The organism is Bradyrhizobium sp. Ken64 (genome assembly GCF_055807555.1).
The window spans coordinates 514,046-535,100 of sequence record NZ_JBVVPA010000001.1 but is presented as its reverse complement, the minus strand read 5'-3'; the positions used below and the strand labels follow the sequence as shown (position 1 = coordinate 535,100).

The 21,055-nt window shown below is 64.9% G+C and carries 23 protein-coding genes, 1 tRNA gene and 1 pseudogene; 13 read left to right on the top strand and 12 right to left on the bottom strand.

The window, feature by feature from the left end; all coding sequences use genetic code 11:
* The first annotated feature begins 91 nt into the window (after nucleotides 1–91).
* The 3 genes from AC0L2F_RS02625 (at nucleotide 92) to AC0L2F_RS02615 (ending at nucleotide 1,993) form a co-directional block, all read left to right on the top strand.
* Nucleotides 92–340: a hypothetical protein gene (locus AC0L2F_RS02625; RefSeq protein ID WP_007615367.1), complete on the top strand. Its 249-nt coding sequence runs from the start codon at nucleotides 92–94 to the stop codon at nucleotides 338–340.
* A gap of 132 nt (nucleotides 341–472) precedes the next feature.
* Complete coding sequence (locus AC0L2F_RS02620) at nucleotides 473–1,180, top strand: hypothetical protein (RefSeq protein WP_007615364.1); 708 nt, start codon at nucleotides 473–475, stop codon at nucleotides 1,178–1,180.
* 102 nt (nucleotides 1,181–1,282) lie between these two features.
* Nucleotides 1,283–1,993 (top strand): hypothetical protein, encoded by a 711-nt coding sequence (locus AC0L2F_RS02615; RefSeq protein ID WP_473247373.1) that lies wholly within the window; start codon nucleotides 1,283–1,285, stop codon nucleotides 1,991–1,993.
* Nucleotides 1,994–2,091: 98 nt separating this feature from the next.
* Here AC0L2F_RS02615 and AC0L2F_RS02610 read toward each other — a convergent pair whose 3' ends face one another.
* Nucleotides 2,092–2,397 carry a cysteine rich repeat-containing protein gene (locus tag AC0L2F_RS02610; RefSeq protein WP_231170997.1) on the bottom strand — a complete coding sequence of 102 codons (306 nt, stop codon included), beginning with the start codon at nucleotides 2,395–2,397 and terminating at the stop codon, nucleotides 2,092–2,094.
* A 152-nt stretch (nucleotides 2,398–2,549) separates the two neighbouring features.
* Here AC0L2F_RS02610 and AC0L2F_RS02605 point away from each other — a divergent pair, with 152 nt between their 5' ends.
* Nucleotides 2,550–2,831: a hypothetical protein gene (locus tag AC0L2F_RS02605; RefSeq protein WP_007615357.1), complete on the top strand. Its 282-nt coding sequence runs from the start codon at nucleotides 2,550–2,552 to the stop codon at nucleotides 2,829–2,831.
* A 117-nt stretch (nucleotides 2,832–2,948) separates the two neighbouring features.
* Here the strand turns inward: AC0L2F_RS02605 and AC0L2F_RS02600 are convergent, their stop codons facing one another.
* Together AC0L2F_RS02600 and AC0L2F_RS02595 are read right to left on the bottom strand one after the other, a co-directional pair.
* Nucleotides 2,949–4,886 carry a sensor histidine kinase gene (locus AC0L2F_RS02600; protein WP_063994125.1) on the bottom strand — a complete coding sequence of 646 codons (1,938 nt, stop codon included), beginning with the start codon at nucleotides 4,884–4,886 and terminating at the stop codon, nucleotides 2,949–2,951.
* Nucleotides 4,883–5,565 (bottom strand): annotated as a pseudogene (locus AC0L2F_RS02595) (response regulator). Before AC0L2F_RS02595 ends, AC0L2F_RS02600 begins: the two are co-directional and overlap by 4 nt.
* A 407-nt stretch (nucleotides 5,566–5,972) precedes the next feature.
* On the opposite strand from AC0L2F_RS02595, the gene AC0L2F_RS02590 reads away from it, so the two are divergent.
* A complete protein-coding gene (locus AC0L2F_RS02590; RefSeq protein ID WP_473247372.1) occupies nucleotides 5,973–7,877 on the top strand; it encodes a diguanylate cyclase in 1,905 nt (634 codons plus the stop codon).
* Between the two features lie 78 nt (nucleotides 7,878–7,955).
* Here AC0L2F_RS02590 and AC0L2F_RS02585 read toward each other — a convergent pair whose 3' ends face one another.
* The 3 genes from AC0L2F_RS02585 to AC0L2F_RS02575 all read right to left on the bottom strand — a co-directional run bounded on the left by AC0L2F_RS02585 (nucleotide 7,956) and on the right by AC0L2F_RS02575 (nucleotide 8,901).
* The gene (locus AC0L2F_RS02585; protein ID WP_473247371.1) at nucleotides 7,956–8,189 is read right to left on the bottom strand and encodes a hypothetical protein; all 234 of its coding nucleotides are present in this window, start codon (nucleotides 8,187–8,189) and stop codon (nucleotides 7,956–7,958) included.
* 156 nt (nucleotides 8,190–8,345) lie between these two features.
* Nucleotides 8,346–8,648: a hypothetical protein gene (locus AC0L2F_RS02580; protein WP_473247370.1), complete on the bottom strand. Its 303-nt coding sequence runs from the start codon at nucleotides 8,646–8,648 to the stop codon at nucleotides 8,346–8,348.
* Between the two features lie 168 nt (nucleotides 8,649–8,816).
* A tRNA-Leu gene (locus AC0L2F_RS02575) sits at nucleotides 8,817–8,901 on the bottom strand.
* Nucleotides 8,902–9,055: 154 nt separating this feature from the next.
* Between AC0L2F_RS02575 and AC0L2F_RS02570 the strand changes: the two genes are divergently transcribed.
* Complete coding sequence (locus AC0L2F_RS02570) at nucleotides 9,056–9,595, top strand: disulfide bond formation protein B (protein WP_473247369.1); 540 nt, start codon at nucleotides 9,056–9,058, stop codon at nucleotides 9,593–9,595.
* Between the two features lie 3 nt (nucleotides 9,596–9,598).
* On the opposite strand, the gene AC0L2F_RS02565 is transcribed toward AC0L2F_RS02570, so the two are convergent.
* Both AC0L2F_RS02565 and AC0L2F_RS02560 read right to left on the bottom strand, forming a co-directional pair.
* Nucleotides 9,599–10,684 (bottom strand): AbrB family transcriptional regulator, encoded by a 1,086-nt coding sequence (locus tag AC0L2F_RS02565; RefSeq protein WP_473247368.1) that lies wholly within the window; start codon nucleotides 10,682–10,684, stop codon nucleotides 9,599–9,601.
* Between the two features lie 97 nt (nucleotides 10,685–10,781).
* Nucleotides 10,782–11,066, bottom strand: a complete 285-nt coding sequence (locus AC0L2F_RS02560; protein ID WP_007597424.1) for a PsiF family protein — start codon at nucleotides 11,064–11,066, stop codon at nucleotides 10,782–10,784.
* A 202-nt stretch (nucleotides 11,067–11,268) separates the two neighbouring features.
* Between AC0L2F_RS02560 and AC0L2F_RS02555 the strand changes: the two genes are divergently transcribed.
* Nucleotides 11,269–11,760: a hypothetical protein gene (locus AC0L2F_RS02555; protein WP_007615347.1), complete on the top strand. Its 492-nt coding sequence runs from the start codon at nucleotides 11,269–11,271 to the stop codon at nucleotides 11,758–11,760.
* Between the two features lie 47 nt (nucleotides 11,761–11,807).
* On the opposite strand, the gene AC0L2F_RS02550 is transcribed toward AC0L2F_RS02555, so the two are convergent.
* Nucleotides 11,808–12,356, bottom strand: coding sequence for a TetR/AcrR family transcriptional regulator (locus AC0L2F_RS02550; RefSeq protein ID WP_007615345.1), 549 nt, complete (start codon nucleotides 12,354–12,356; stop codon nucleotides 11,808–11,810).
* Between the two features lie 109 nt (nucleotides 12,357–12,465).
* On the opposite strand from AC0L2F_RS02550, the gene AC0L2F_RS02545 reads away from it, so the two are divergent.
* The 4 genes from AC0L2F_RS02545 (at nucleotide 12,466) to AC0L2F_RS02530 (ending at nucleotide 14,841) form a co-directional block, all read left to right on the top strand.
* Entirely contained in the window at nucleotides 12,466–12,894 is a 429-nt protein-coding gene (locus tag AC0L2F_RS02545; protein ID WP_007615343.1) for an acyl-CoA thioesterase, read from the top strand.
* Between the two features lie 97 nt (nucleotides 12,895–12,991).
* The gene (locus tag AC0L2F_RS02540; protein WP_473247367.1) at nucleotides 12,992–13,375 is read left to right on the top strand and encodes a CidA/LrgA family protein; all 384 of its coding nucleotides are present in this window, start codon (nucleotides 12,992–12,994) and stop codon (nucleotides 13,373–13,375) included.
* Entirely contained in the window at nucleotides 13,372–14,094 is a 723-nt protein-coding gene (locus AC0L2F_RS02535; RefSeq protein WP_007615340.1) for an LrgB family protein, read from the top strand. Before AC0L2F_RS02540 ends, AC0L2F_RS02535 begins: the two co-directional genes overlap by 4 nt.
* 87 nt (nucleotides 14,095–14,181) lie before the next feature.
* Nucleotides 14,182–14,841 carry a DsbA family protein gene (locus tag AC0L2F_RS02530; RefSeq protein ID WP_473247366.1) on the top strand — a complete coding sequence of 220 codons (660 nt, stop codon included), beginning with the start codon at nucleotides 14,182–14,184 and terminating at the stop codon, nucleotides 14,839–14,841.
* A gap of 80 nt (nucleotides 14,842–14,921) precedes the next feature.
* On the opposite strand, the gene AC0L2F_RS02525 is transcribed toward AC0L2F_RS02530, so the two are convergent.
* The 3 genes from AC0L2F_RS02525 to AC0L2F_RS02515 form a co-directional block, all read right to left on the bottom strand.
* Complete coding sequence (locus AC0L2F_RS02525) at nucleotides 14,922–15,128, bottom strand: hypothetical protein (protein WP_027514183.1); 207 nt, start codon at nucleotides 15,126–15,128, stop codon at nucleotides 14,922–14,924.
* Nucleotides 15,129–15,210: 82 nt separating this feature from the next.
* Complete coding sequence (locus AC0L2F_RS02520) at nucleotides 15,211–16,281, bottom strand: phospholipase (RefSeq protein WP_473247365.1); 1,071 nt, start codon at nucleotides 16,279–16,281, stop codon at nucleotides 15,211–15,213.
* A gap of 28 nt (nucleotides 16,282–16,309) precedes the next feature.
* Nucleotides 16,310–17,281, bottom strand: coding sequence for a S1C family serine protease (locus AC0L2F_RS02515; protein ID WP_007615336.1), 972 nt, complete (start codon nucleotides 17,279–17,281; stop codon nucleotides 16,310–16,312).
* A gap of 283 nt (nucleotides 17,282–17,564) precedes the next feature.
* Here AC0L2F_RS02515 and AC0L2F_RS02510 point away from each other — a divergent pair, with 283 nt between their 5' ends.
* Nucleotides 17,565–18,983, top strand: a complete 1,419-nt coding sequence (locus AC0L2F_RS02510; RefSeq protein ID WP_007615335.1) for a M20 family metallopeptidase — start codon at nucleotides 17,565–17,567, stop codon at nucleotides 18,981–18,983.
* A gap of 262 nt (nucleotides 18,984–19,245) precedes the next feature.
* Nucleotides 19,246–21,036 carry a peptide ABC transporter substrate-binding protein gene (locus tag AC0L2F_RS02505; protein WP_473247364.1) on the top strand — a complete coding sequence of 597 codons (1,791 nt, stop codon included), beginning with the start codon at nucleotides 19,246–19,248 and terminating at the stop codon, nucleotides 21,034–21,036.
* Nucleotides 21,037–21,055: the final 19 nt, after the last annotated feature.

The following is a 21,055-nucleotide window of genomic DNA, read 5'->3' as shown; positions in this document are numbered from 1 at the left end:
CGCTCCTTAGAAGCCGTCACTTAACGGCAGATTAACCATCGATCACCCAGAATCCCCCTCAGGCGCCAATCAGGACCGAGAGGGACAGGCGATGGACTTCGACTTTCTCAACGCCAAGACGGCGGCTTCGCTGGACGAAATTCGCATTCGCGTGGCCCATGCGCTGGCCCGCCATCCGCTGTGCCGCAACGTGCGCTTCGACATCGTCAGCGTCCCCCGCACCCGCCGGGGCGGCAATTGGACAGTGGCGCTGCAATCGGTCGAGCCGCGTGGAGTCTGGGAAGCCTCGGAGATCGTGGCCGACATCCAGGACGCTTACGATCTGGCGCTAGCGGCCTGATTTTGTTGAGCTTTCCAGGTAATGTCGCCGCAGTCCGCGCGATTGCCGCCGCGATGGCACGGTTAAGCCTTAATTTTCGCCCAGTTTCCGGGCAGTGATCACGTGGACTTGAAGCCGGTTGCGGAGAGACGTTTGTCGAAAGCCATCACCATCGTCGTGCTGACCTGCTTCCTCGTCCTCGGCGCCGCCACCACCGCCATTCTCGGCCGCGACAGCGTGCCCAGCGTCAGCGCCGAGATGATCTCGCAGACCCCGCCTAAGCCGCTTGCAACCAACCGGGCGGCCAAGGCCGACCGTCTGGTTCCGACGCTGGCGCTAGCCTCGGCCGCCATCGACCCGGTCCAGGTTCCGGCCGACAAGCTCTCGCAAATGCCCGTGCTGACCGAGCCGCTGCGCCAGGCGTTTGCCGCCGCCACGCCATCCGATTTCCCGATGCCCAAGGCGAGCGTGAACGAGGCTCCGGCCGCTGCAGAGATTCCCGCGGTCGAAGTCCCCGCCAAGCCGAAGGTCGTCGCCAAGCCGCAGCCGCAGAAATCCTATTCGCTGCTGTCCGACGTGCAGATCGCGGGCATCAGGGACCGTCTGAAGTTGTCGTCGTCGCAGGAATATTACTGGCCCTCGGTCGAAACCGCGCTGCGCAACGTTGTCCGCAAGATATCGGCCAACAAGCTGTCCAATCCGCACGTGCAGGGCGTGCCGATCGATCCCAATTGCGACGAGGTCCAGCAGCTGAAGTCGGCCGCGATGCCGCTGCTGTTCCAGCTGCGGGACGACCAGAAAGAGGAAGTGCGCAAGCTCGCCCGCATCATCGGGCTCGAGAAGGTCGCGCAGCAGATCTGACGCGCAAGTTCCTTCCGAACCAAGTTCCTCCCGGAACTGCGCCTGTATCGGGAACATCAGGCAATCGACAAGCGTTGCCCGCTCCAAAGAGGGAGTGGACCAATGCGCGCCTCGACAGCCTATTTCGTCGGTGCAGGAACCATCGTCGCAGCCATCGCCATTGGTCTCGGCGGCGGCATTGTCGCCGGCAATATCATGAATCCGGTATCGCCCAAGCAGGGGCCTGATACCAGCAAGATCGCGCAGCGCGCTGACGCCAAGCCCGCCACGACGGACGCGCCATCCGAGCGCCTGCAATATCTCACCGGCTCGCAAGCCTTCGGCGCCATGCTCGCCGCGCCAGCGCAGGCCGAAGCCAAATCCGATGCCAAGGCCGAGTCCACGCCTGAGGCAAAGTCCGAAGCGGTGAAGGCCGACACGCAGACCACTCAGGCCAGCGCACCGCCAGCGCAACAGCCTTCGCGAGCGGCCGCGGTGGAGCCCCCGAAACCGCCACCGGCGTCGCCTCCGCAAGTCGCAAAGCCTGCCGAGCGACAAGCATCGACAGAGCCGTCATCCTCGTCGGACAACGCCTATGCCAAGGCCAGGGATTCTGACGTCAAGCGCGCCACGTCTGAACGGCGCCGGACGGAGCGCCGTGAGCGCTGGGCCGAGCGCCGTCATTACGATTCCCGCGAGCCGCGTGTGATGCGCGACCGCACCGATTGGGACGACGTCGCGCGCAACATCCGTGAGGATGCCGATGCGCGCGAGGTCCCGAGCGGGCCGCGCGGCGGCTTTCCGCAGATCAGGCTATTCGGCGATGACGATTAGCGTCCATCCTCGCCGTCGTGCGCTCGCCCGACTTATAACCGGCGCATCGACGTCTATGGCCTGACGGCATTGGCGCCGGTGCTGTGGACGGCGACCACTCACCCGCCGTGCGACTCCACGACCTTGCGGCAGCCGTCCGAAAGCTTCGACTTGTTCTCGCGCAGGCAGGCATTCATCTGCGGTGGCTTGCCGATGTGTTCGGCGCAGAATTTGCTCGCGTCGCTTCGGCAGGTCATCTGCTCCTGCGGCGTCGGACCGGATTGCGCAGCGGCGGTCTGGGCGGTAGCGGCGAGCAGCAGCACGGCAAGAATCGAAATCTTCATAAACACCTCCTTGGGGATGTCGTTGGTCCGCCTGGGATCAAGCGGGCCGGACCATCTCGCGAGCGCCGGGCGCAGGTCCATGCCATGTTCATGGCATCGGCGAGTCCACCCCGCCGCCGTACCCCCATTTTCATGGCATGTATCAGCGCGCCGTCTTTTGTCATTCAGGCTGCACGTTGGCTGCGAGACCCGGTGATTGCATCGGGACGCCGAACGGGAAGCAGGAGAGCAAGATGTCGAAAAGAGCGGGAGCGCTGAGTGCCGGGCTGGCGATTTTGGCGCTGGCAGGCGTGGTGATGGTTTCGCTGGGCACGAGCCCGGCGCAGGCGGTGGTCTATTGCAAGACGGTCGGCATACCCAAGGGCTGCGTGGTGCGGCCGACAGCGGCAGTGGTGGTTGCGCCGGCCGCCGCGGTCGCGGTCGCGACACCCGGGGTCGGTGCGCCCGGTGTCGGCGTGCGCGCGGGCACGCCGATGAATCGCGGTGGTCCGGTCAATCGCGTCGGCGTGCGCTGAGAAAGACGAAAGAGTTCGGGCGAAGGAGCATTGCGGACGAACCCCCCGTCTTCCGCAGGCAAATCATCCGGCCCGTCCCTCTCTCCGCGCGCCCCATACGTTCGGAGAGGGGGCTTTTCAGCCAACGGCGGCACCGCTGTCGGGGAAAATCTGCGGCAATTGCAGCCGCACGCGCGTGCCTGAGGAATTGGAGCTCAGATCGAGCATCGCCCCGCAGCGCGCGGCACGGCTCCTCATGTTGCGAAGGCCCCGCGCGGTCTGGCTCGCGTTGGTGGCCCCGCCACTGCCGACCGGCGCAGAACCGTTCGCAAAGCCCTTGCCGTCATCCGCGACCTGGATCACACCGTAAGGTCCCTGACCTTCGTCGACCGTCTCGATGGTGACCGCGATGCGGCGGGCCTCTGCGTGCTTGACCGCATTGGTCACGGCCTCGTCGAGGATGCGCACGATCTGGATGACATGCCATGGCCTGAGCTCGGGATGCAGCGGCAGCCCCTGCGGCGTGGCCACGTTCCAGTCGAGCGCGATGTCGTGCGGTCGCAATTGCGCGGTCGTGCGCTCGCGCCAGGAGCCGAGTGCAAGCATCAGGTCGCCGCCGATGTCGTCCATGGAGTCGATGACGAGGCGGAGGTCTTTCAGCGCCGCACGGGCGGCGTCGGTGATGGTCGCGCCCTCGTGCCCGCGCTCGGACAGTGCCACGATGCTGATGAGCTGGCCGCCGAGGCCGTCATGCAGGTCGCGCATCAGCCGCGTGCGCTCATTGGCGAGCGCGGCTGCCCGTGCACGCTCCTCCTCGCGGGCAAAGCTCGCCTTCAGCCGCTCCTCTGCCTCGCGTACGCGTGTCACGAGCTGGTCGGCAAAGCTGTCGACCTGGTTCAGCGCGCGCGCGAACCGCCAGGTCAAGCCGGCGCCGATCGCGACCAGCATCGCCGAATAGGACAGGCGCGAGAGGAAGATGCGCTCGTCGGTCACGATCTCGAACACCGACAGAATATCGTGGACCCAGCAGATCAGCACGATGGTCACCGCGCAGCCGAGCGTGAAGCTTGCCGCGTCCTGCCGCCGCACCACCGCGGCGGCGGTGACGCAGGCCATCAGCAACAGGCAGAGCCCAACGGTGGGAATCCCCAACAGGAGAAACAGAATGCGCGGCAGCGGCGGGCCGGCGATCAGTCCGACAATGAACACGACAAGCCCCGGCGCGAACAGCAGCATGCCGTAACGCGGCCAGCGCCAGCCGAAGAACAGCACGCCAAAGACGACGACCAGGGCGCTCTCGATCGGTGCGGACGCGAGCAACACCGCGGCGAGCCGGGACGTGTTGACGGGGGGCACCGGTGGCGGCGCGAAGGCCTGCACCACGCCGAGGACCATCGCCACGGCCAGCACGCCGTAAACCGGCTCGCGGCGGCGCATCAGCCACATGATCGCCAGGATGACGGCGAGGATCGATTGCCAGGCGGAGAACACCACGGGCAACGTGACGAACATCAGCGTGCGTGTCTCGAAGGCCGGCCGCAAGGCCGCATCCGGCCCGACGTAGACGGTGTCCAGAAAGCCCTTGAGCGGTCCCCAAACCAACAGCCGCACCGTGATCTCGTTCGCGCCCTCGCGCAGCAGCGAGGACGGGATCGACGCGATCTGCGGGGTGTTGCGGTCGGGCCGGTTGGCGTTGGCATCGCGTCGGGAATCCAGGATGACGACGCCGTTGACTGCGACCTCCACCGCGTTGCTGAAGCGCGGCAGGAATACCGACCATCCGGTCGTCCCATCGCCGCGGCGGAACGTGAAGGCGCCGGTGTAGAGCGGCGGGTCGGCCATCGAGTAGCGTGACGACGTGAAATGCGGGAGCGTCACGGGACGCGCGACGCCGTCCTCGCGCAGCGAGAATTCGCTCAGGGCAAAGTCGTCGGGGTCGCTGGGCTGGAGCAGCCGCAGCCCGAGGATGGTCGCGACCACTATCAGTGCCTGGAGCAGCAGATAGGGCACGAGGCGCGAGACCAGCAGCCGGCGCCGCGCGGGTTTGACCGGTGCCTTCGCCGCGATCTCGCTCACAGCTTGATCAGGCCCTGCTGCACCGCTTCGAACACCGCTTCGCTGCGGGTGTGCACCTCGAGCTTGCGATAGATGTTCTTGATGTGGCCGAGCCGGTCTGCCGGGACAGGCCGAGATGGCTCGCGATCTCGGCGTAGCTGAAGCCTTTGGCGATGCCCCAGAGGATGTCGATCTCGCGTGGGGTGAGCCTTGCGGTGTTGAGCGCGGGACCCGGCGGAGGCTCGGCCGCATTCTGCGCGGTACCTTGTGTTCTGCGCACGATGAAGCGGGCGATCGAGGCCGAGATCGGCGAATGACCGGCGACCAGATCGCGCACGGTGGTGGCGATATCGGTGGGGAACGCATCCTTCAGGAGATAGCCGGTGGCGCCGACCGTGATCGCGGAGATCACACTCTCTTCGTCCCCGAGCGCCGAGATCACCATGATCTCGGTGTCGGGAAAGCGTTGCCTCGTCTCGCGGATCAGCTCGACGCCGTGGCCGTCGGGCAACCGCAGATCGGTGAGCAGCACGCGCGGCGCCTGCTCGCCGAGTCCGGCGCGGGCCTCTGCGAGCGTGCCGGCGCTGCGGACCTCGTAGCCGGCCTTGACCAGCGCGTCGTGGAGCCGCCAGCAGGTCGGCGCGTCGTCCTCGACGAGGAGGATGGTGATGGCTTCACCCGTCTCGCCCTGTTCGGTCATGATCATCGTCCTGCACCCCGTGTCCCCCGCGGCGCAAAGCCAAGCTTAGCCGCGGTGCGGACGCCGCGACACCCATAATCATGGGGCAGAACGCTTGTCCCCCAAGGAGGTAAGAGCTGCGTCAGCCATTCTCCATTAACCAGCCATGGCAGAAGCTCGCTAACCAGTCTGATACATGCGCAAGCAGCCCGCCAAATCTCCCGCAGTTTGCCATTAGGCAAGCTTCGCTTTGATTCTGCTGGTCGAATGTTCGCTTGATGCCTGCGAGCCGCGCATTGCGACGACACACCCGCGCCGTAAGGCTTAACCGAATGGCGACATTTGGAGCCAAGGTTCCATGCGCTGGCAGGGCGTGAAGTCTCGCGATCCCGCACCGCCAGCATTTTTCATTGAAGGCGTTTGGCACCATGGCATTTAAATTGGCTGAGAAGTCTCTGAGCGTCTCGATCAAGAACTCACTGCTGACCTCCGTCTTTCTCCTCCTGCTGATTCTCGGCGGCGTTTCGGCGATGACCAAGATGCGGCTCACCGCGCTCCAGGATACGATCGAGGCGGTCGGCCGCGATCGGCTGCCAAAGCTGCGTGCGTTGGGCGAGATCAACCTCCTGGTCGCCCGCGTCCGCTCGGCCTCCTACCGCATTGCTCTGACCGCGACCCCCGAGCAGCGCGCGGATGTCGAGAGGGCCTTCAATGCCCGCATCGCGACACTCGACCAGCGGATCGCGGCGCTCAAGGCGACACTGAAGGATGGCAGCGCGCTCAAGCTGATCTTTGAGCAGTTCGCCAACAAGTGGACGCAGTATGGCAAGTACCAAGCGCTGATCCTCGATCCCGAACTCGCAAAGGACCGCCTACGCTACTCCGAAATCGTGAACGTCGAGACCGAGGCGCACTTCCAGGGCGTGGTCGACCTCATCAACGACGGTATCAAGCTTGCCAACCAGGAGGCCGACGCTGCGATCGACGAGGCGATCGCAGAGAGCAAGTTCGATTCACTGATCCTTTGGGCCGTTAACGGCGTGTCCGTCCTGATCGGCCTTGCAACGCTGATATTCGTGATCCGCGACGTCTCCACGCCCATCCACCGCATCACCTCCAGCATGGAGCTGATAGCGAAAGGGCATCTTGATGCCGACATTCCGTATGCCGACCGCAGCAACGAGCTGGGCCTGATGGCCCGCGCGCTGACCGTGTTCAAGAAGAGCTTGGTGGAGAACGATCGCCTCAACGCGGCCACCCGCACCCTCTCGGAGCTCAGCGAATGGCTGCAATCGGCCAAGTCGGAAACCGAGCTCTACGACATGATCTCATCGGTGCTCGGCCGCCTGATGCCGGAATGCAAGGGCAGCCTCTTCATCTATGCCAGTTCGCGGGACGTGCTGGAGGTGGCGACGGAGTGGAACGGCAAATCGCACACGGCGAGCATCCATCCCGAGGATTGCTGGAGCCTGCGTCGTGGTCATGCCTATGTGCACGGCACCAGCGAGATCGAGTTTCACTGCGATCACGTCCATGACGGGGTCAACGACAACTATTGCTGCATTCCGATCGTTGCCCATGGCGATACTGTCGGCCTGCTGCACCTCGAATATACGTTCGACCAGTCGGAGACGGCCGAGGAAGCCAAGGCGCGCTTTGCCGATCGGGCGCGGCTGGGGCATGCCTGCGCCGAACATCTGTCGATTGCCATCGCCAACATGAAACTGCGCGAGGGCTTGCGCGACCAATCGGTGCGCGATGTGCTCACGGGACTGAACAATCGCCGTTACTTGCTGGAGATGGCACGTCGGGAGTTGCTGCGTGCCGAGCGCCACAAGACCCCGTTGAGCGTCCTCACCATCGACGTCGATCACTTCAAAAGCTTCAACGACAATCACGGCCACGATGCCGGCGACGCGGTGCTGCGTCATGTCGGCGAGATATTACGGACTCTCTTTGCCGACGATGCCGTGCCATGTCGCTTCGGCGGCGAGGAGTTCGTCGTCTTGCTGCCGAACACGGACATGGACGAAGCGGTGGCGCGCGCAGAAGCGTTGCGCGGCAAAATCGAGGCTCTCACCATCCGCTATGCCGAGGGGCATCTGCCGCGTGTCACGATCTCGGCCGGCGTCGCCAGCTTCCCGGAGGCAGGCGGCAATTTTACCGAACTGTTGCGTGTCGCCGACGATGCACTCTATCGCGCCAAGCAGAATGGCCGCAACCGCGTGGAAGGGCCTGACAACGCGCTGCCCGATGCCGATCGGATCGGCGACGAAGCCGTCGCTGCACTCGCAACGGTGCGTTCAGCCAAAAGCAAGAGCAAGGCCGCGTAGGCGCTTCGCTCATTCGACCGGTCAAGGCCGCGCCCTGTGGCAAGAGAACAGCGGGCGGCCTCTCACCGGATGGCGGCGCTAGGAGGGCTCTCCCCGCGGCGGCGGATATCGCCGGGCCAGCGCCGACAGCGGCAAGTGTCGCTCGCCCTCCGGCAGTTCCAGATAGGCGAGGACGAGCGGCCGCTTCCAGTCACCGACGCCGAAATCCATCGCCATCCATTTCTGCGGTTCGGGGCCCTCAAGACCGCGCGCCCAGACGAAATAGCGGGGGAGATCGTCGGCTTCCGTTTCCGTCGCGCGTCTCCTGGCCATCGAAGTTGCTCGCTGCATTAACATACGTTGCCGCACGATATAGGGACTGGCTCCGCGAAGTCGAACCCATCGGAAGGGCATACCGGGAAGCACGCGGCCCTCTCCTGGCGAAGTGTCCGGGAATGCGGATGCGAGCCGTACGGCCGCCCGCTCTCGTCACTGCCAGAGTTCGCAGGTCGCAACCCGGTTGATGTCCGCAAGCCGCCGGCTGGTGTCGCCGTCGAGGTCGAGGCTTGCGACCAGCGTCAGCAGGCGATGATAGGCACTGTCAGCGACTTCGACGGGCAGCGGGGCCTCATCGAACGTCTCGACATAGCTGCCGACGAGACCGCTCAACAGACGGCACAGGCCGCGCTGTTCGGGGTCGTCGCGACCGAGCGTCTCGAGCTTTTGCTGAAAGATCCGGAAAGTCCGCAGGCCGTGGTGCTGTTGCGAAAGCCACGTGTGCAGGTCGTTCATATGAGCTCCTTCGAATTGCGGAAGAAGCTACCGGTTTATACAGGTGGGATGTGACGATTGCTAGGGAGGGGGGGTAGTCCGTCTTCGCCAAGAGGCTTCGCCGGACACGCTTCACCCTTTCGGGCTTGGCGCGGGCTGCGCCACGCCGAAGCCCGAAAGGGCGAAGCGTGGTGCCCCTGGCCGGAATCGAACCAGCACTCCTTGCGGAACTCGATTTTGAGTCGAGCGCGTCTACCAGTTCCGCCACAGGGGCCCTCGGTCGGCCCTAAGCGGGCGTCGCGAAGCCGGCGGACTATAGCCATGGACAAAGCGGGGTCAACCCGCGCCAAAGTGATCCCGGCCGTTCTCGACAGCCGCATGAGCCGGGGTTACAGCCTTGGAAAGCGACCCATCGAAAAGAGGCTGCCGTGACGACCCAGAGTGCCGCAATACCTGCGTTCAAACCGGCGGCCACGAGCCCCGCGCTGGCCGCTTCGCTCGCGGTCGCACTGACGGCAGCCGCGACCATCGCGGGCGCCTGGTTCTTCCAGCTGGTGCTCGGGATCGTGCCCTGTCCGCTCTGTCTGGAGCAGCGCTACGCGTATTACCTCGCGATCCCGCTCGGCTTGCTCATCGCACTTGCGGCGCGGGGCGGTGCGCCGAGACCGCTGCTGCTCGCGGGCCTTGCGATCCTTGTGCTGGCGAGCCTCGGCAATGCCGGGCTCGGCTCCTATCACGCCGGCGTCGAATGGGGCTTTTGGAAGGGACCGACAGACTGCTCCGGTCCCGTCGTCAATCTCGGCAGCGCCACCGACCTGCTGTCGCGGCTCGACACCGTGAAGGTGGTCCGCTGCGACGAGGTGCAGTGGCGCTTCCTCGGCCTCTCGCTTGCCGGCTACAATTTGCTGATCTCGCTCCTGATGGCTGCGATCGCCGCGTGGGGATTCGTTGCGACGGCGAAGCGCTGAGGCTCAATCATCCACATCGTCCTGCGTCCGGCCGAACAGGTGCACGATGCCCGGCGTCGCGATCGTCACGAAGACGAAACGAGAGAGGTGATGTGCGCCGACGAAGATCGGGTCGATGTGCAGCGTCAGGGCCAGCGCCAGCATGGCGTCCATCGCGCCTGGTGCGTAGGCGACCACGACGTCAGAGAATTTCACCTGCGTGGTGAGCGCCACGATGCCGACGAAGATCGCGGAGACGGCGATGGCGACGGCAAACGAGCCCAGCGCCGCGTTGATGTGGCCGGCGAGCGTCTTGATCCGCATCCGCGCGAAGCGGCTGCCGATCAGGGCGCCGATGCCGATCAGCGCCACGCCGCGTACCCAGACCGGCAGGCCGCCCTCGACCCAGCCTGCGCCATGCAGCACGCTTGAGCCGATCATCGCGCCGAACATCCAGCTCGCCGGAAACTTTATCAGCCGCAGGACGAGTGCCGCGGCCAGCGATGCCGCGACCAGCTCGACGAGGTCGAGCGGCGAGGCGATCGTCGTCGTCAGCGATGGCGCGACGGAGGGCGCGACGCCGGCGAACGCCAGCACCATCGGTAGTGCCGCGGTGAGGATGATGACGCGCATGGTCTGCACCACCGCGATGCCCGGCAGGTCGGCGCCGCGCTCGACCGCCAAAATCGTGATCTGCGACAGCGCGCCGGGGCTGCCGGCGAGGAAGGCCGAGGTGCGGTCCCAGCCGTGGATGCGCTGGAGATAATAGCTGGAGCCGAAGGTCGAGCAGAAAGTCGCGAGCGCGAGCAGCCCGATGGTGAGCGGATAGGCACTGACCTGTTGAAGCAGGTGGCGCGAGACGACTGATCCTAACGAAATGCCAAGCAGCACCAGCACGGTCTGGGTCAGGATCGGCGGCAGCGTCAGCTGCCGACCAGCGATCGCGGCGATCCCGACCGCGATCATGGAGCCCGAGATCAATCCCCCCGGAAGGCCCGCGAGCAGAAACACGAGGCCCCCGGCGGTGCCGATGACGAGCGTTTCCGCCGTGCTCAAGATCTTGGCACGGCTCGGCCATCCGAACGGCAGGGAGGCGGTGATTTGCTTCACACCGCCTTATCGCAAATCGGCGAGAGGCGCACAATTGCGGCCACGTCATGCCGCAATGCGCGCGCCTCTCGCCGAAGCCGCGAGCAGGGGGAAGGACTTACTTCTTGTCCGCAGCCGGCGCGGCCATGCCGGCCTTGGCGGTCTTGATGCATTCGGAGCGGAATTTCTTGCGCTCCTTGCCGTGCAGGCCCTTGGCGTCGGCCTGCTTGGAGCATTCGAGCGACTCGGCCGAGTGCTCCTTCGGTGCCTTCTTGTCCATGGGGGCGGCGGTTGTGGTCTTGGTGTCGGTCTTGGCTGCCGGCGCGGCGGTCTGCGCGAAGGCAGTGCCGGTGGCGAGCAGGGAGGCGAGCGCGACGACGGCGAGGCGAGATGTGAAGGTCATGATGCTGCACTCTTCTTGCGGGAATTGCGAAGGGCGCGAAAGTCGGCTGGCCTTGCTGAACGCGACATGAATAATTCGAACGTGGAGGCTCACTATATTTTGGCGGCAGCAGCCATCGCTTCCTTGTCGCGAGCGGGCGGCACGCTAGGATAGCAATCCTCGGTTCACTTCCCTCGGGGGAAGATCAAGGAGGAGACCAAGGATGACCATTCAATCAAAGTTGCTGTGTGCAGTTGCGCTGTCGGGCTTTGCCGCGCTGGTGGCAAGTGCGCCGGCGCAGGCACTGACCTCGCAGGAGTGCAGCGCGAAATACCAGGCCGCCAAGAAGGATGGGTCGCTCGGCACCACGAAGTGGAATGACTTCCGCAAGGCCCAGTGCGGCGCGGACGCGACGCCAGCGGCTGCACCGACCGCGGCCGCTCCTGCTGCGCCCGCCGCTCCCGCCGAGCCGAAGCAGGCGAAGAAGGAGGCCGCCCCGGCTGCTGCGCCGACCCTGCCGGCCGGCCCCGCGATCTATCCGAACGCGGTCGATCCGAAATACGCCAAGGAGACCCCTGGCAAGGGGCGCCTGCACACCTGCGTCGACCAGTACAACGCCAACAAGACCACCAACGGCAATGGCGGCATGAAGTGGATCGAGAAGGGCGGCGGCTATTACAGCGAATGCAACAAGAAGCTGAAGGGCGCCGCCTGACGCTTCAAGACGACGCAGAGGCCGGAGCCAAGCTCCGGCCTCTTGCTTTAATCCAGTAGCTTCTCGGCCGATTTCGCCACGAGCTGCGATCGCTTGCGCGGGCCGCGCTCGACGAACAGCAGGCTCTGGCCGAAGATGAAGCAGTAGAACAGGAAGGCCTGCGCTTCGGCTGCCTCGGTATCGAGGCCGGTCGCGCGATAGAGTTCGGCGACGTGCTTCAGCCGCGCCGCGTCCACGTTCGCCACCGCTGCCGCGGCGCCCTCGTCCGAGCGGGCCCATTGCCGGATCGCAAGCTCGATTGCCATCCCGTCCGGATTGAGCCGCTCGGAATAGAGCTGGATCACCGCCCGCAGCCGTTCACGGGGCTCCTGGCCATCAAGGCTCGTCTGCTGCGCGATCGCCGTTGAGCGCCCCTCGCGCCAGCGTTCCAGCATGGCACCGAGCAGCGCGGCACGGTCGGCAAAGCGGCGGTAGAAGCCGCCCTTGGTGACGCCCAGATTCTTGGCGAGCACCTCGACCCGCACCCCCTCGACCCCGGATCGGGCGAGCTCGATGAGCCCTGCCTCGACCCAGACATCGCCTTTGCCGTCACTCATGCAGGCAGCCTCGCCGATTCTTGATACGGTGCCGTATTGCTAGCGCGGGAGGAGGCTGATACGCTACCGTATCAACAATCAAAGGCAGAAAAGGCCACGGAGAATTGCGATGGAGCAGGAGGCGACCTATCGCGGCACGGTCTATCCGTGGCAGTGCGATCACGTCGGCCATATGAACATCATGTGGTATGTCGGCAAATTCGACGAGGCCAACTGGAATCTGTTTGCCCGCCTCGGGCTGACGCCGAGCTATCTGCGCGGCTCCGGCCGCGGCATGGCCGCCGTGCAGCAGAACATCACCTACAAGCGCGAGCTGCTCGCCGGCGACATCGTCGAGATCCGCAGTCGCCTGCTCGAGATCCGCGACAAATCGATCCGCTTCCGGCACGACATGACCAATGCCGAGACCGGCGAGATCGCCGCGTTCTGCGAGATCACGGGCGTGCACATGGACCGTAGCCAGCGCAAATCGGTGCCGTTCACGGATGCCATCCGCGAGATCGCTTTGAGGCATCTCACCGAGCCGGCGGAGGCCTGAGCCATGGCCGCATACGAGCCGCTTCGCACGAGCCGCGCATGACCGTTGCATAGCAGTAATTGACAAGTCTGCCGGCGCATCCCTTGATACTCCGATCATGCTTGCAAGTCTTGGTCTCATCCTGCTCTGCCAGTTGATCGGCGAAGCCGTCGTGCGCGGCCTCGGCCTCCCGATGCCGGGCCCGGTGCTTGGCCTCTTGCTGCTCCTCATCCTGCTGCTCGCGCGCGACCGCTTTGCGCATCTCGCGCGCGGGCCGCTGGGCGATGATGGCGTCGAGACGGCCGGCAAGGGTCTGCTGGCGCATCTGTCGCTGCTGTTCGTGCCGGCCGGGGTCGGGGTCGTGCAGAAGCTCGACCTGCTCGCGTCCCACGGCATCGCCATCGTTCTGGTGCTCGCGCTGTCGGTGGTCGTCACGCTGCTCGCGACCGTACTCACCTTCCGCCTCGTCAGCCGGCTATTGAGGCAACAGGACGCGCGATGAAGGACAATCCGTTCTCGCTCTGGGTCTATCTCTCGCAGTCGCCGTTGCTTTGGTTGACGGTGACGCTGCTGGTCTATGCCGGTACGGACGCGGTGTCGCTGGCGACGCGGCGTCATCCGCTCGCCAATCCCGTGCTGCATGCGATGTGGATCGTCGGCGCGTTCCTGCTGTTGACCGGCACCTCCTACACGACCTATTTCGCCGGCGCGCAGTTCGTGCACTTCCTTTTGGGGCCCGCGACGGTCGCGCTGGCTGTTCCCCTCTACGAGAACCGCAAGCGCGTCGTCGCCTCGATCGTGCCGATGCTGGTGGCGCTGGTCGCGGGATCGGTCACCGCCGTGGTGTCCGTGGTGTTGCTGGCCGAGTTCGCCGGTCTGCCGCGCGACGTGGTTTTGTCGCTCGCACCGAAATCCGTCACGGCCGGCGTTGCCATGGGCATCGCCGAAACCCTGCACGCCGATCCCTCGCTGGCTGCGGTTGCCGTCATCCTCACGGGCATCATGGGAGCGATCATCGTGACGCCGCTGATGAACCGCACCGGCATTACCGACTTCCGCGCCCGCGGCTTTGCTGCCGGCCTTGCCGCGCACGGAATCGGTACCGCGCGTGCGTTCCAGGTCGACGAGATCGCTGGCGTCTTCTCCGGCATCGCCATGAGCCTGAACGCTTTGGTGACCTCATTCCTGGTACCTTTGGCGATCACGCTGTTGGTGCGATGACATCGGCGCCGCGACACTCTATATGACCTGTAACAATTCCCAGTCTCGAACCGTATCGACGGAGATGGGACCGAAACAGGACGAGATATGGCTGGATTCAGGAACAAAGGCCTTGTGCCGACGCGGCGCGCGGCGCTGACGCTGATCGGGGTGGGTGCCCTTGTCGCGGGTGGGATCACCTCGGCGCGCGCGGCGACCGACGAAGACGAGGTGCTGACCGAAGCCAAGGTGCTGCGCGATCCCGACGTTCCCGTTGCCGGCAATCCCGACGGAAATATCAGCATTATCGAATGGTCCGACTACAACTGCCCCTATTGCCGTAAGCTTGAGCCCGAGTTGCGTCAGGTCATCCAGGACGATGGCAAGGTCAGGCTGGTGATGAAGGACTGGCCGATTCTCGGTCCGGTTTCGGTCACGGCGGCGCGGGCCGCGCTCGCGGCGAAATTCCAGGACAAGTACCACCAGGCCCACGACGCCATGATGGGCGTCAGCTCGCGCCTGACCGAGCCGCGCATCAACGAGTTGCTCGCGGTCGCCGGCGTCGACATGGATCGGTTGAAGCGCGATCTCGCCGATCACGCCAAGGACATCGACTCCGTGCTCAAGCGCAACAACGAGCAGGCCGAAGCCTTCGGTTTCCGCGGCACCCCGTCCTTCATCGTCGGCAAGTATCGCGTGCCGGGCGTGCTCAGCATGAACGAGTTCGAGCAGGTCATTGCCGACGCCCGCAAGGCCAAGATGAACTGAGCCGAGCGATATTCACCGCGCAATACGAAGGCGCCGCCGCGGACCCGCGACGGCGCCTCATTCATCTTGATACCAAGTCGTTACTTCGAGGAGATGCGGACCCAGTCCTTGTGCGCGCGATCACGCAGCGCGTCCCAATCGGCCTTGGCGACATCCCAGTTCACGATGGTGCGATTGGTCGTCGCGACCTCGCCATTGGCGACCGACGACGTCTGCATGGAGTCATAGACGTACACGCCGCAGCCGAGCAGCAACGCGCCCAAAATCATTCCAAGAAACATCCGCATGGCGAAACCTCCGATGACGGGCGATAACGTCGACCCGAAGTGATTGTTCCGCGACAGTGCGGCGCAGGTAAGGACGATCCGTTCACGCTTCATTCAGCCACTGCACCAGCTCCGCGTTGATCTCGCGAGGATAGGTGTGGCTGAGGTCGTCGATCTCGCGATAGGTGACATTCGCGCCGGCAGCGGCGAGGGCCGCCTGGGTCTGCCGCGCGGTCTGCACCGGAAACATCCAGTCGAGCTTGCCGTGCGTGATGAAGATCGGAAGGCGCTGCAGGCGCGTGGCGTCAGCCATCTCTGCCATCAGGGGATGGAAGGTTGCCGACACCGGCGCGAGATGCGTGAAGGGCGAGGCGCCGTCGAGCCCGGTGACGTAGCAGAAGGTGCCGCCGTCGCTCATGCCTGTGAGCAGCATGCGTGAGGCGTCGATGGTCCAGCGGCTGCGGACGGTTTCGAGAATGCGTGTGAGGTTGGGCGTGTCGGAATCGTCACCCATCAGGGCCCAGGTCGGGCCGGTCGCGGTCGGCGCCACCAGGATCGCACCAAGGCTGCGGGCGTCGCGCAGCCAGCTCCACAGAAAACCGCGGCCGTTGCCGCTGCCGCCATGCAGTGCCATCACCAGCGGCATGGCGCGATCGGGCGTGTAATATTCGGGCACGTAGACCGAAAAGCCGCCGCGGCTGCCGGGCTCGTTGTGATCGTGGATGATGCCGGTGTGCGCGTCCGCGCCGGCTTCGAGCCGCGACAACAGGTCGGCGTTCTCGCGCATGGCGGCGTTGAGGAAGAAGCTGCTGACCGGCGGAAACTGCACGGCCAGCGGATAGAGTGCCTCCTGCGCGCGCGGCAGATGGCGCAGCGCGCGGAAGACCGCGACGAGGTCGCCATTGCCACGCTCGACCTCGCGCAGGCCGGAAAAGGCGGCGAGCGTCTCGTCGCAGGCACGGTCGAGCCGCTCGCGCAGTCCGGTGAACTGTTCCGGCCATGCTCCGATTGCCGCGCGCGCCGTTTGCAACGCCTCGTCGGGCGCGCCGATCGCGTTCATCACGGAGCCGAAGGCCGGCGGGTGCAGGTTTCGCTGAAAGAAGCCGAGCGCTTCCAGCGCATTGAGCAGCGGCGGCAGCACGGCCACGATGTCGTCAACGACGGCCTCGCTCATCGTCGTTTCCCTGCTTCAGTTCGGCTTGTCAGTGCAGCTTCGGCGCCTTCAAGAGCTTAAAGCGATCGGTCGAGGTCACCGTGACGTCGAAGGTGACACCTTCATGATGTACCGTCAGCGGCACGTCGACGCCGGCGGCGCCGAGGCCCCACAGCTTGTTGTAGAAGCCGGTCTGGCTCGTGACCTTCTCGCCGTCGACCGCGAGGATGACGTCGCCGGTCTTGAGCTCGGCACGGGCGGCGGGACCGTTGGCGGAGATCCCGATCACCACCACGCGGTTGTCGATCTCGGTCGAAAAGAGTCCGAGCCATGGCCGTGCCGGCTTGTTGACGCGGCCGAATTTGCGCAGATCGTCCAGGATCGGTTTCAACAGGTCAATCGGCACGATCATGTTGACGTGCTCGGCCTTGCCGTCGCGCTCGCGTTCGAGCTGGAGCGAGCCGATGCCGATCAACTCGCCGCGCTCATTGAGGAGCGCCGTGCCGCCCCAGTTCGGGTGCGCGGGATGGGTGAAGATGGCCTCGTCCAGCAGATATTCCCAGTAGCCCGCGAATTCCTGCTTGGCCACGATCTGGCTCGCGACCGAGCGCGTGCGTCCGCCGGCGCCGCCGACCACGACGCGGTCGCCGAGCCGGGTCTCGGCCGAGATGCCGAGCGGCAAGGGATCGACGTCGAGCTGGCCGAGCGCCTGCACCAGGCCAAAGCCGGTGACGGCATCGAAGCCGAGCACATGTCCCTCCACCACGCGCCCCTCTCCGACATGCAGCCACACCGACTCTGCTTCGGTGATGAGATAACCGATGGTGAGCACCAGCCCGTTGTCGATCACGACGCCGTTGCCGGCGCGTTCGGTGCCCAGTGTCTCGGCACTGAAAGCGTCCGGCGGGATGATGGCGTGCAGGCCGACGACGGAGGCGAGCGCGTGGTCGAGATCGAAACCGTAATCGCTCGCACGCGGCTGATTGGCCGGCGGCACTCTCCATTCGGTCAGGGCGGGCATGGAGTTCTCCTGGCTGAGTGCATCGCTCCGCCGTGGGTAGCGGAGCGACGCGCGAAGCACGGATAATTTAGGGCGGAGGAGGCCGTCTTGAAAGCCTCGTTCCTAACTATTCCAGAGAACGCCGTGTGAAATCTTTGAAAGGCAGGGGAACGGTTTATGCACGGTCGGTCGGGCGGCCTCCGGCATTGGCCGCATGGCTGCTGTCCGGCGAGGTGCTAGGCGCCGTACAATGAAGCTGCTAACCATTGCCGCTTCGTTTGACCCAGGGATCACGGACCGAAGCATGGACAACCGCAGCGACATCTGGCGTGGCATCGACACGATCAAGGCACGTTTCATCGACCTCAGCGACAAGGTCTGGGGCATGCCCGAAGTCTGCTACACCGAGGCGCGGTCCGCCGCCGAGCATCTTGCCGAGTTGCGTCATCAGGGTTTTCGCATCACCGAGCAGGTCGCGGGCATTCCGACCGCAGTGATGGGCGAATGGGGCGAGGGCGGACCGGTCATTGCCTTCATGGGGGAATATGACGCGCTGCCGGGCCTGAGCCAGGAGGCGGGCGTCGCGGAGCATCGTCCGGTCGAGACCGGCGGCCACGGCCATGGCTGCGGCCACAATCTGCTCGGTTCCGCAGCTCTCCTCGCCGCGACGGCGGTGAAGGACTGGCTCGCCGAGAACAAGGTGCCGGGCCGCGTGCGCTATTACGGCTGCCCCGCCGAGGAAGGCGGCGCGGCAAAAGCCTTCATGGTGCGCTCCGGCGCATTCGAAGACGCCGACATCGCCATCACCTGGCATCCGCACAGCTTCTGGGAAGTCGCGGTGACGCCGTCACTCGCCAACACCCGCGCCGATTTCATCTTCACCGGCCGCACCTCGCATGCGGCGGCCTCGCCGCATCTCGGCCGCTCCGCGCTCGACGCCGTGGAGCTGATGAATGTCGGCGTGAACTACATGCGCGAGCACATGCCGAGCGACGCGCGCGTGCACTACGCGCTGCTCGACACCGGCGGCATCGCCCCGAACGTGGTGCAGGCGCATGCGCGCGTGCGCTATTCGATCCGCGCCCGTGATCTGCCCGGCATGAACGAGCTGGTCGGACGCGTGAGCAAGATCGCGGACGGCGCGGCGCTGATGACCGAGACCAAGGTCGAGATGAAGATCATCTCCGCGGTCTCCAACATCCTGCCGAACACGCCGCTGGAGCAGGCGCTGCACCGGGTCATGGAAGAGCTCGGACCGCCGCATTTCGACGACGCAGACAAGGGCTTTGCCACGGAGATCCGCGCGACGCTGAGCGACAAGGACATCGAGTCGGTCTATTACGCGATCGGCATGGAGCCGACCGAACGGCCGCTGGCCGACTTCCTGGTGCCACTCGATGCCAAGCGCAATCCGCTGGTCGGCTCGACCGACGTCGGCGACGTAAGCTGGGTGGTGCCGACCGTGCAGGTCCACGCACCCACGGTTGCAATCGGCACGCCCTTCCACACCTGGCAGGTGGTCGCGCAGGGCAAGAGCGCGCATGCGCACAAGGCCATGGTGCAGGCCGCCAAGGCGATGGCCGGCATCGGCATCAAGGCGCTGACGGACCCTGAGCTGATCAAGGCTGCCAAGGCTGACCTCGAGAAGCGGACGGCCAAGACGCCTTACGTCTGTCCGCTGCCGGATCACGTCGCGCCGCCGCTCGACATGTCCGTGGCGTAGAATTTCGCCTCGATACTTCGTCTGATGCGGCGATCAAATTTTCTGCAGTGCAGCGCGGAATTCAGCGTGTTTTGATGCTGGATTGCCGAACGGATGGGCTGCGGAATATGGTTTTGCCCAACAGACAGTCAGAAGACCGTTTGCATACACACGGTCGCAGTTGACGCGCACCCCATTCGGTGTGCCATCTACCGCCAGCCAAGCCCGGTGGTCGTCTCGCGCGACCGCCTGCATCCATACGGGAACCAGACGGGGGACAACCATGCTGGATAAAGAACTGCGTTCGATGATCGGTGACGTGAAGGACGGGCGGATGGATCGCCGCGGCTTCATTCAGCGCCTGGCTGCCGTGGGTCTCACCGCGCCTTTGGCCAACCAGATCCTCGCGCTTGGCGGCGTCGCGATGGCCGAGGGCGTCTCGACTTACAAGCCGACCAAGCGCGGCGGTGGTGGTGCGCTCAAGCTGCTGTGGTGGCAGGGGCCGACCCTGCTCAATCCGCATTTTGCCACCGGCACCAAGGACCAGGACGGCGCGCGTCTGTTCTACGAGCCGCTCGCCTGTTGGGATCCCGACGGCAATATGAAGCTGGTCCTGGCTGCCGAAATTCCCTCGATCCAGAACGGCGGCCTCGCCGCCGACGGCAAGTCGGTCACCTGGAAGCTCAAACCCGGCGTCAAATGGCATGACGGCACGCCGTTCACAGCCGACGACGTCGTCTTCAACTGGGAATATGCCAAGGATCCGGCGACCTCCGCGCTGACCATCGCGACGCTCCGCGACATCACGGTCGAGAAGGTGGACGACCTCACGGTCCGCATTCTTTTCAAGAAGCCGACGCCGTTCTGGGCCGACGCTTTTGTCGGGGCACCTAATACCATCATCCCGAAACATCTGTTCAAGGACTATATGGGGTCCAAATCGCGGGAGGCGCCGACCAACCTCTCGCCGGTCGGCACCGGCCCCTACAAGTTCGTCGAGTTCAAGCCGGGCGATCTTGTTCGCGGCGTGATCAATCCCGATTACCACATGGCCAACCGCCCCTATTTCGATTCGATCGAGATGAAGGGCGGCGGCGATGCCGTCTCTGCCGCGCGCGCGGTGATCCAGACCGGCGAATATGATTTCGGCTGGAACATTCAGGTCGAGGACGACGTGCTGCTGCGCCTGGAGAAGGGCGGCAAGGGAAAGACCGTCTACGCCGTCGGCGGCGACACCGAATTCATCGCGCTGAACTTCACCGATCCCAACATCGAGGTCGATGGCGAGCGCTCCTCGATCAAGACCAAGCACCCGCTGTTTTCCGATCCGGCAGTGCGCAAGGCGCTCTCGCTGCTGATCGATCGCGAGTCGGTCAAGAAGGCGATCTACGGCCGCGCCGGCCGCACCACCGCCAACTTCCTCAACGGACCGGAAAAGTTCGTGTCCAAGAACACCTCGTGGGAGTTCAGCGTCGAGAAGGCTTCGAAGATCCTCGACGATGCCGGCTGGAAGCCGGGCGCCGACGGCATCCGCGAGAAGGACGGCAAGAAGCTGAAGCTCCTCTACCAGACCGCGATCAACGGGCCGCGTCAGAAGACGCAGGCGATCGTCAAGCAGGCCTGCCAGAAGGCGGGCATCGACGTCGAGCTGAAATCGGTCGTCGCCTCCGTGTTCTTCTCCTCCGACGTCGGCAATCCCGACACCTATTCCAAGTTCTACGCCGACATGGAGATGTTCCAGATCCCGCTGAGCCAGCCCGATCCGTCGCAGCACATGCGTCGCTACCTTTCGAACCTCGTCGCGACCAAGGAGAACAAGTGGCAGGGCACCAACTTCCCGCGCTGGGTCAACAAGGAGTACGACGCGACCATCCAGGCCGCCGACGGCGAGATGGATCCGGTCAAGCGCGCGGCGCTCTACATCAAGGCCAATGATCTCATGTACCAGGACATCGTTTTCATCCCGGTGCAGCACCGCCTGAAGGTCGAGGCGGCCGCCAACAATCTGCGCCCGGTCGTTTCCGGCTGGGCCAACGAAACCGACAATTTGTTCGACTGGTACCGCGAAGAATGATGACGCACGCCTAGAGCGG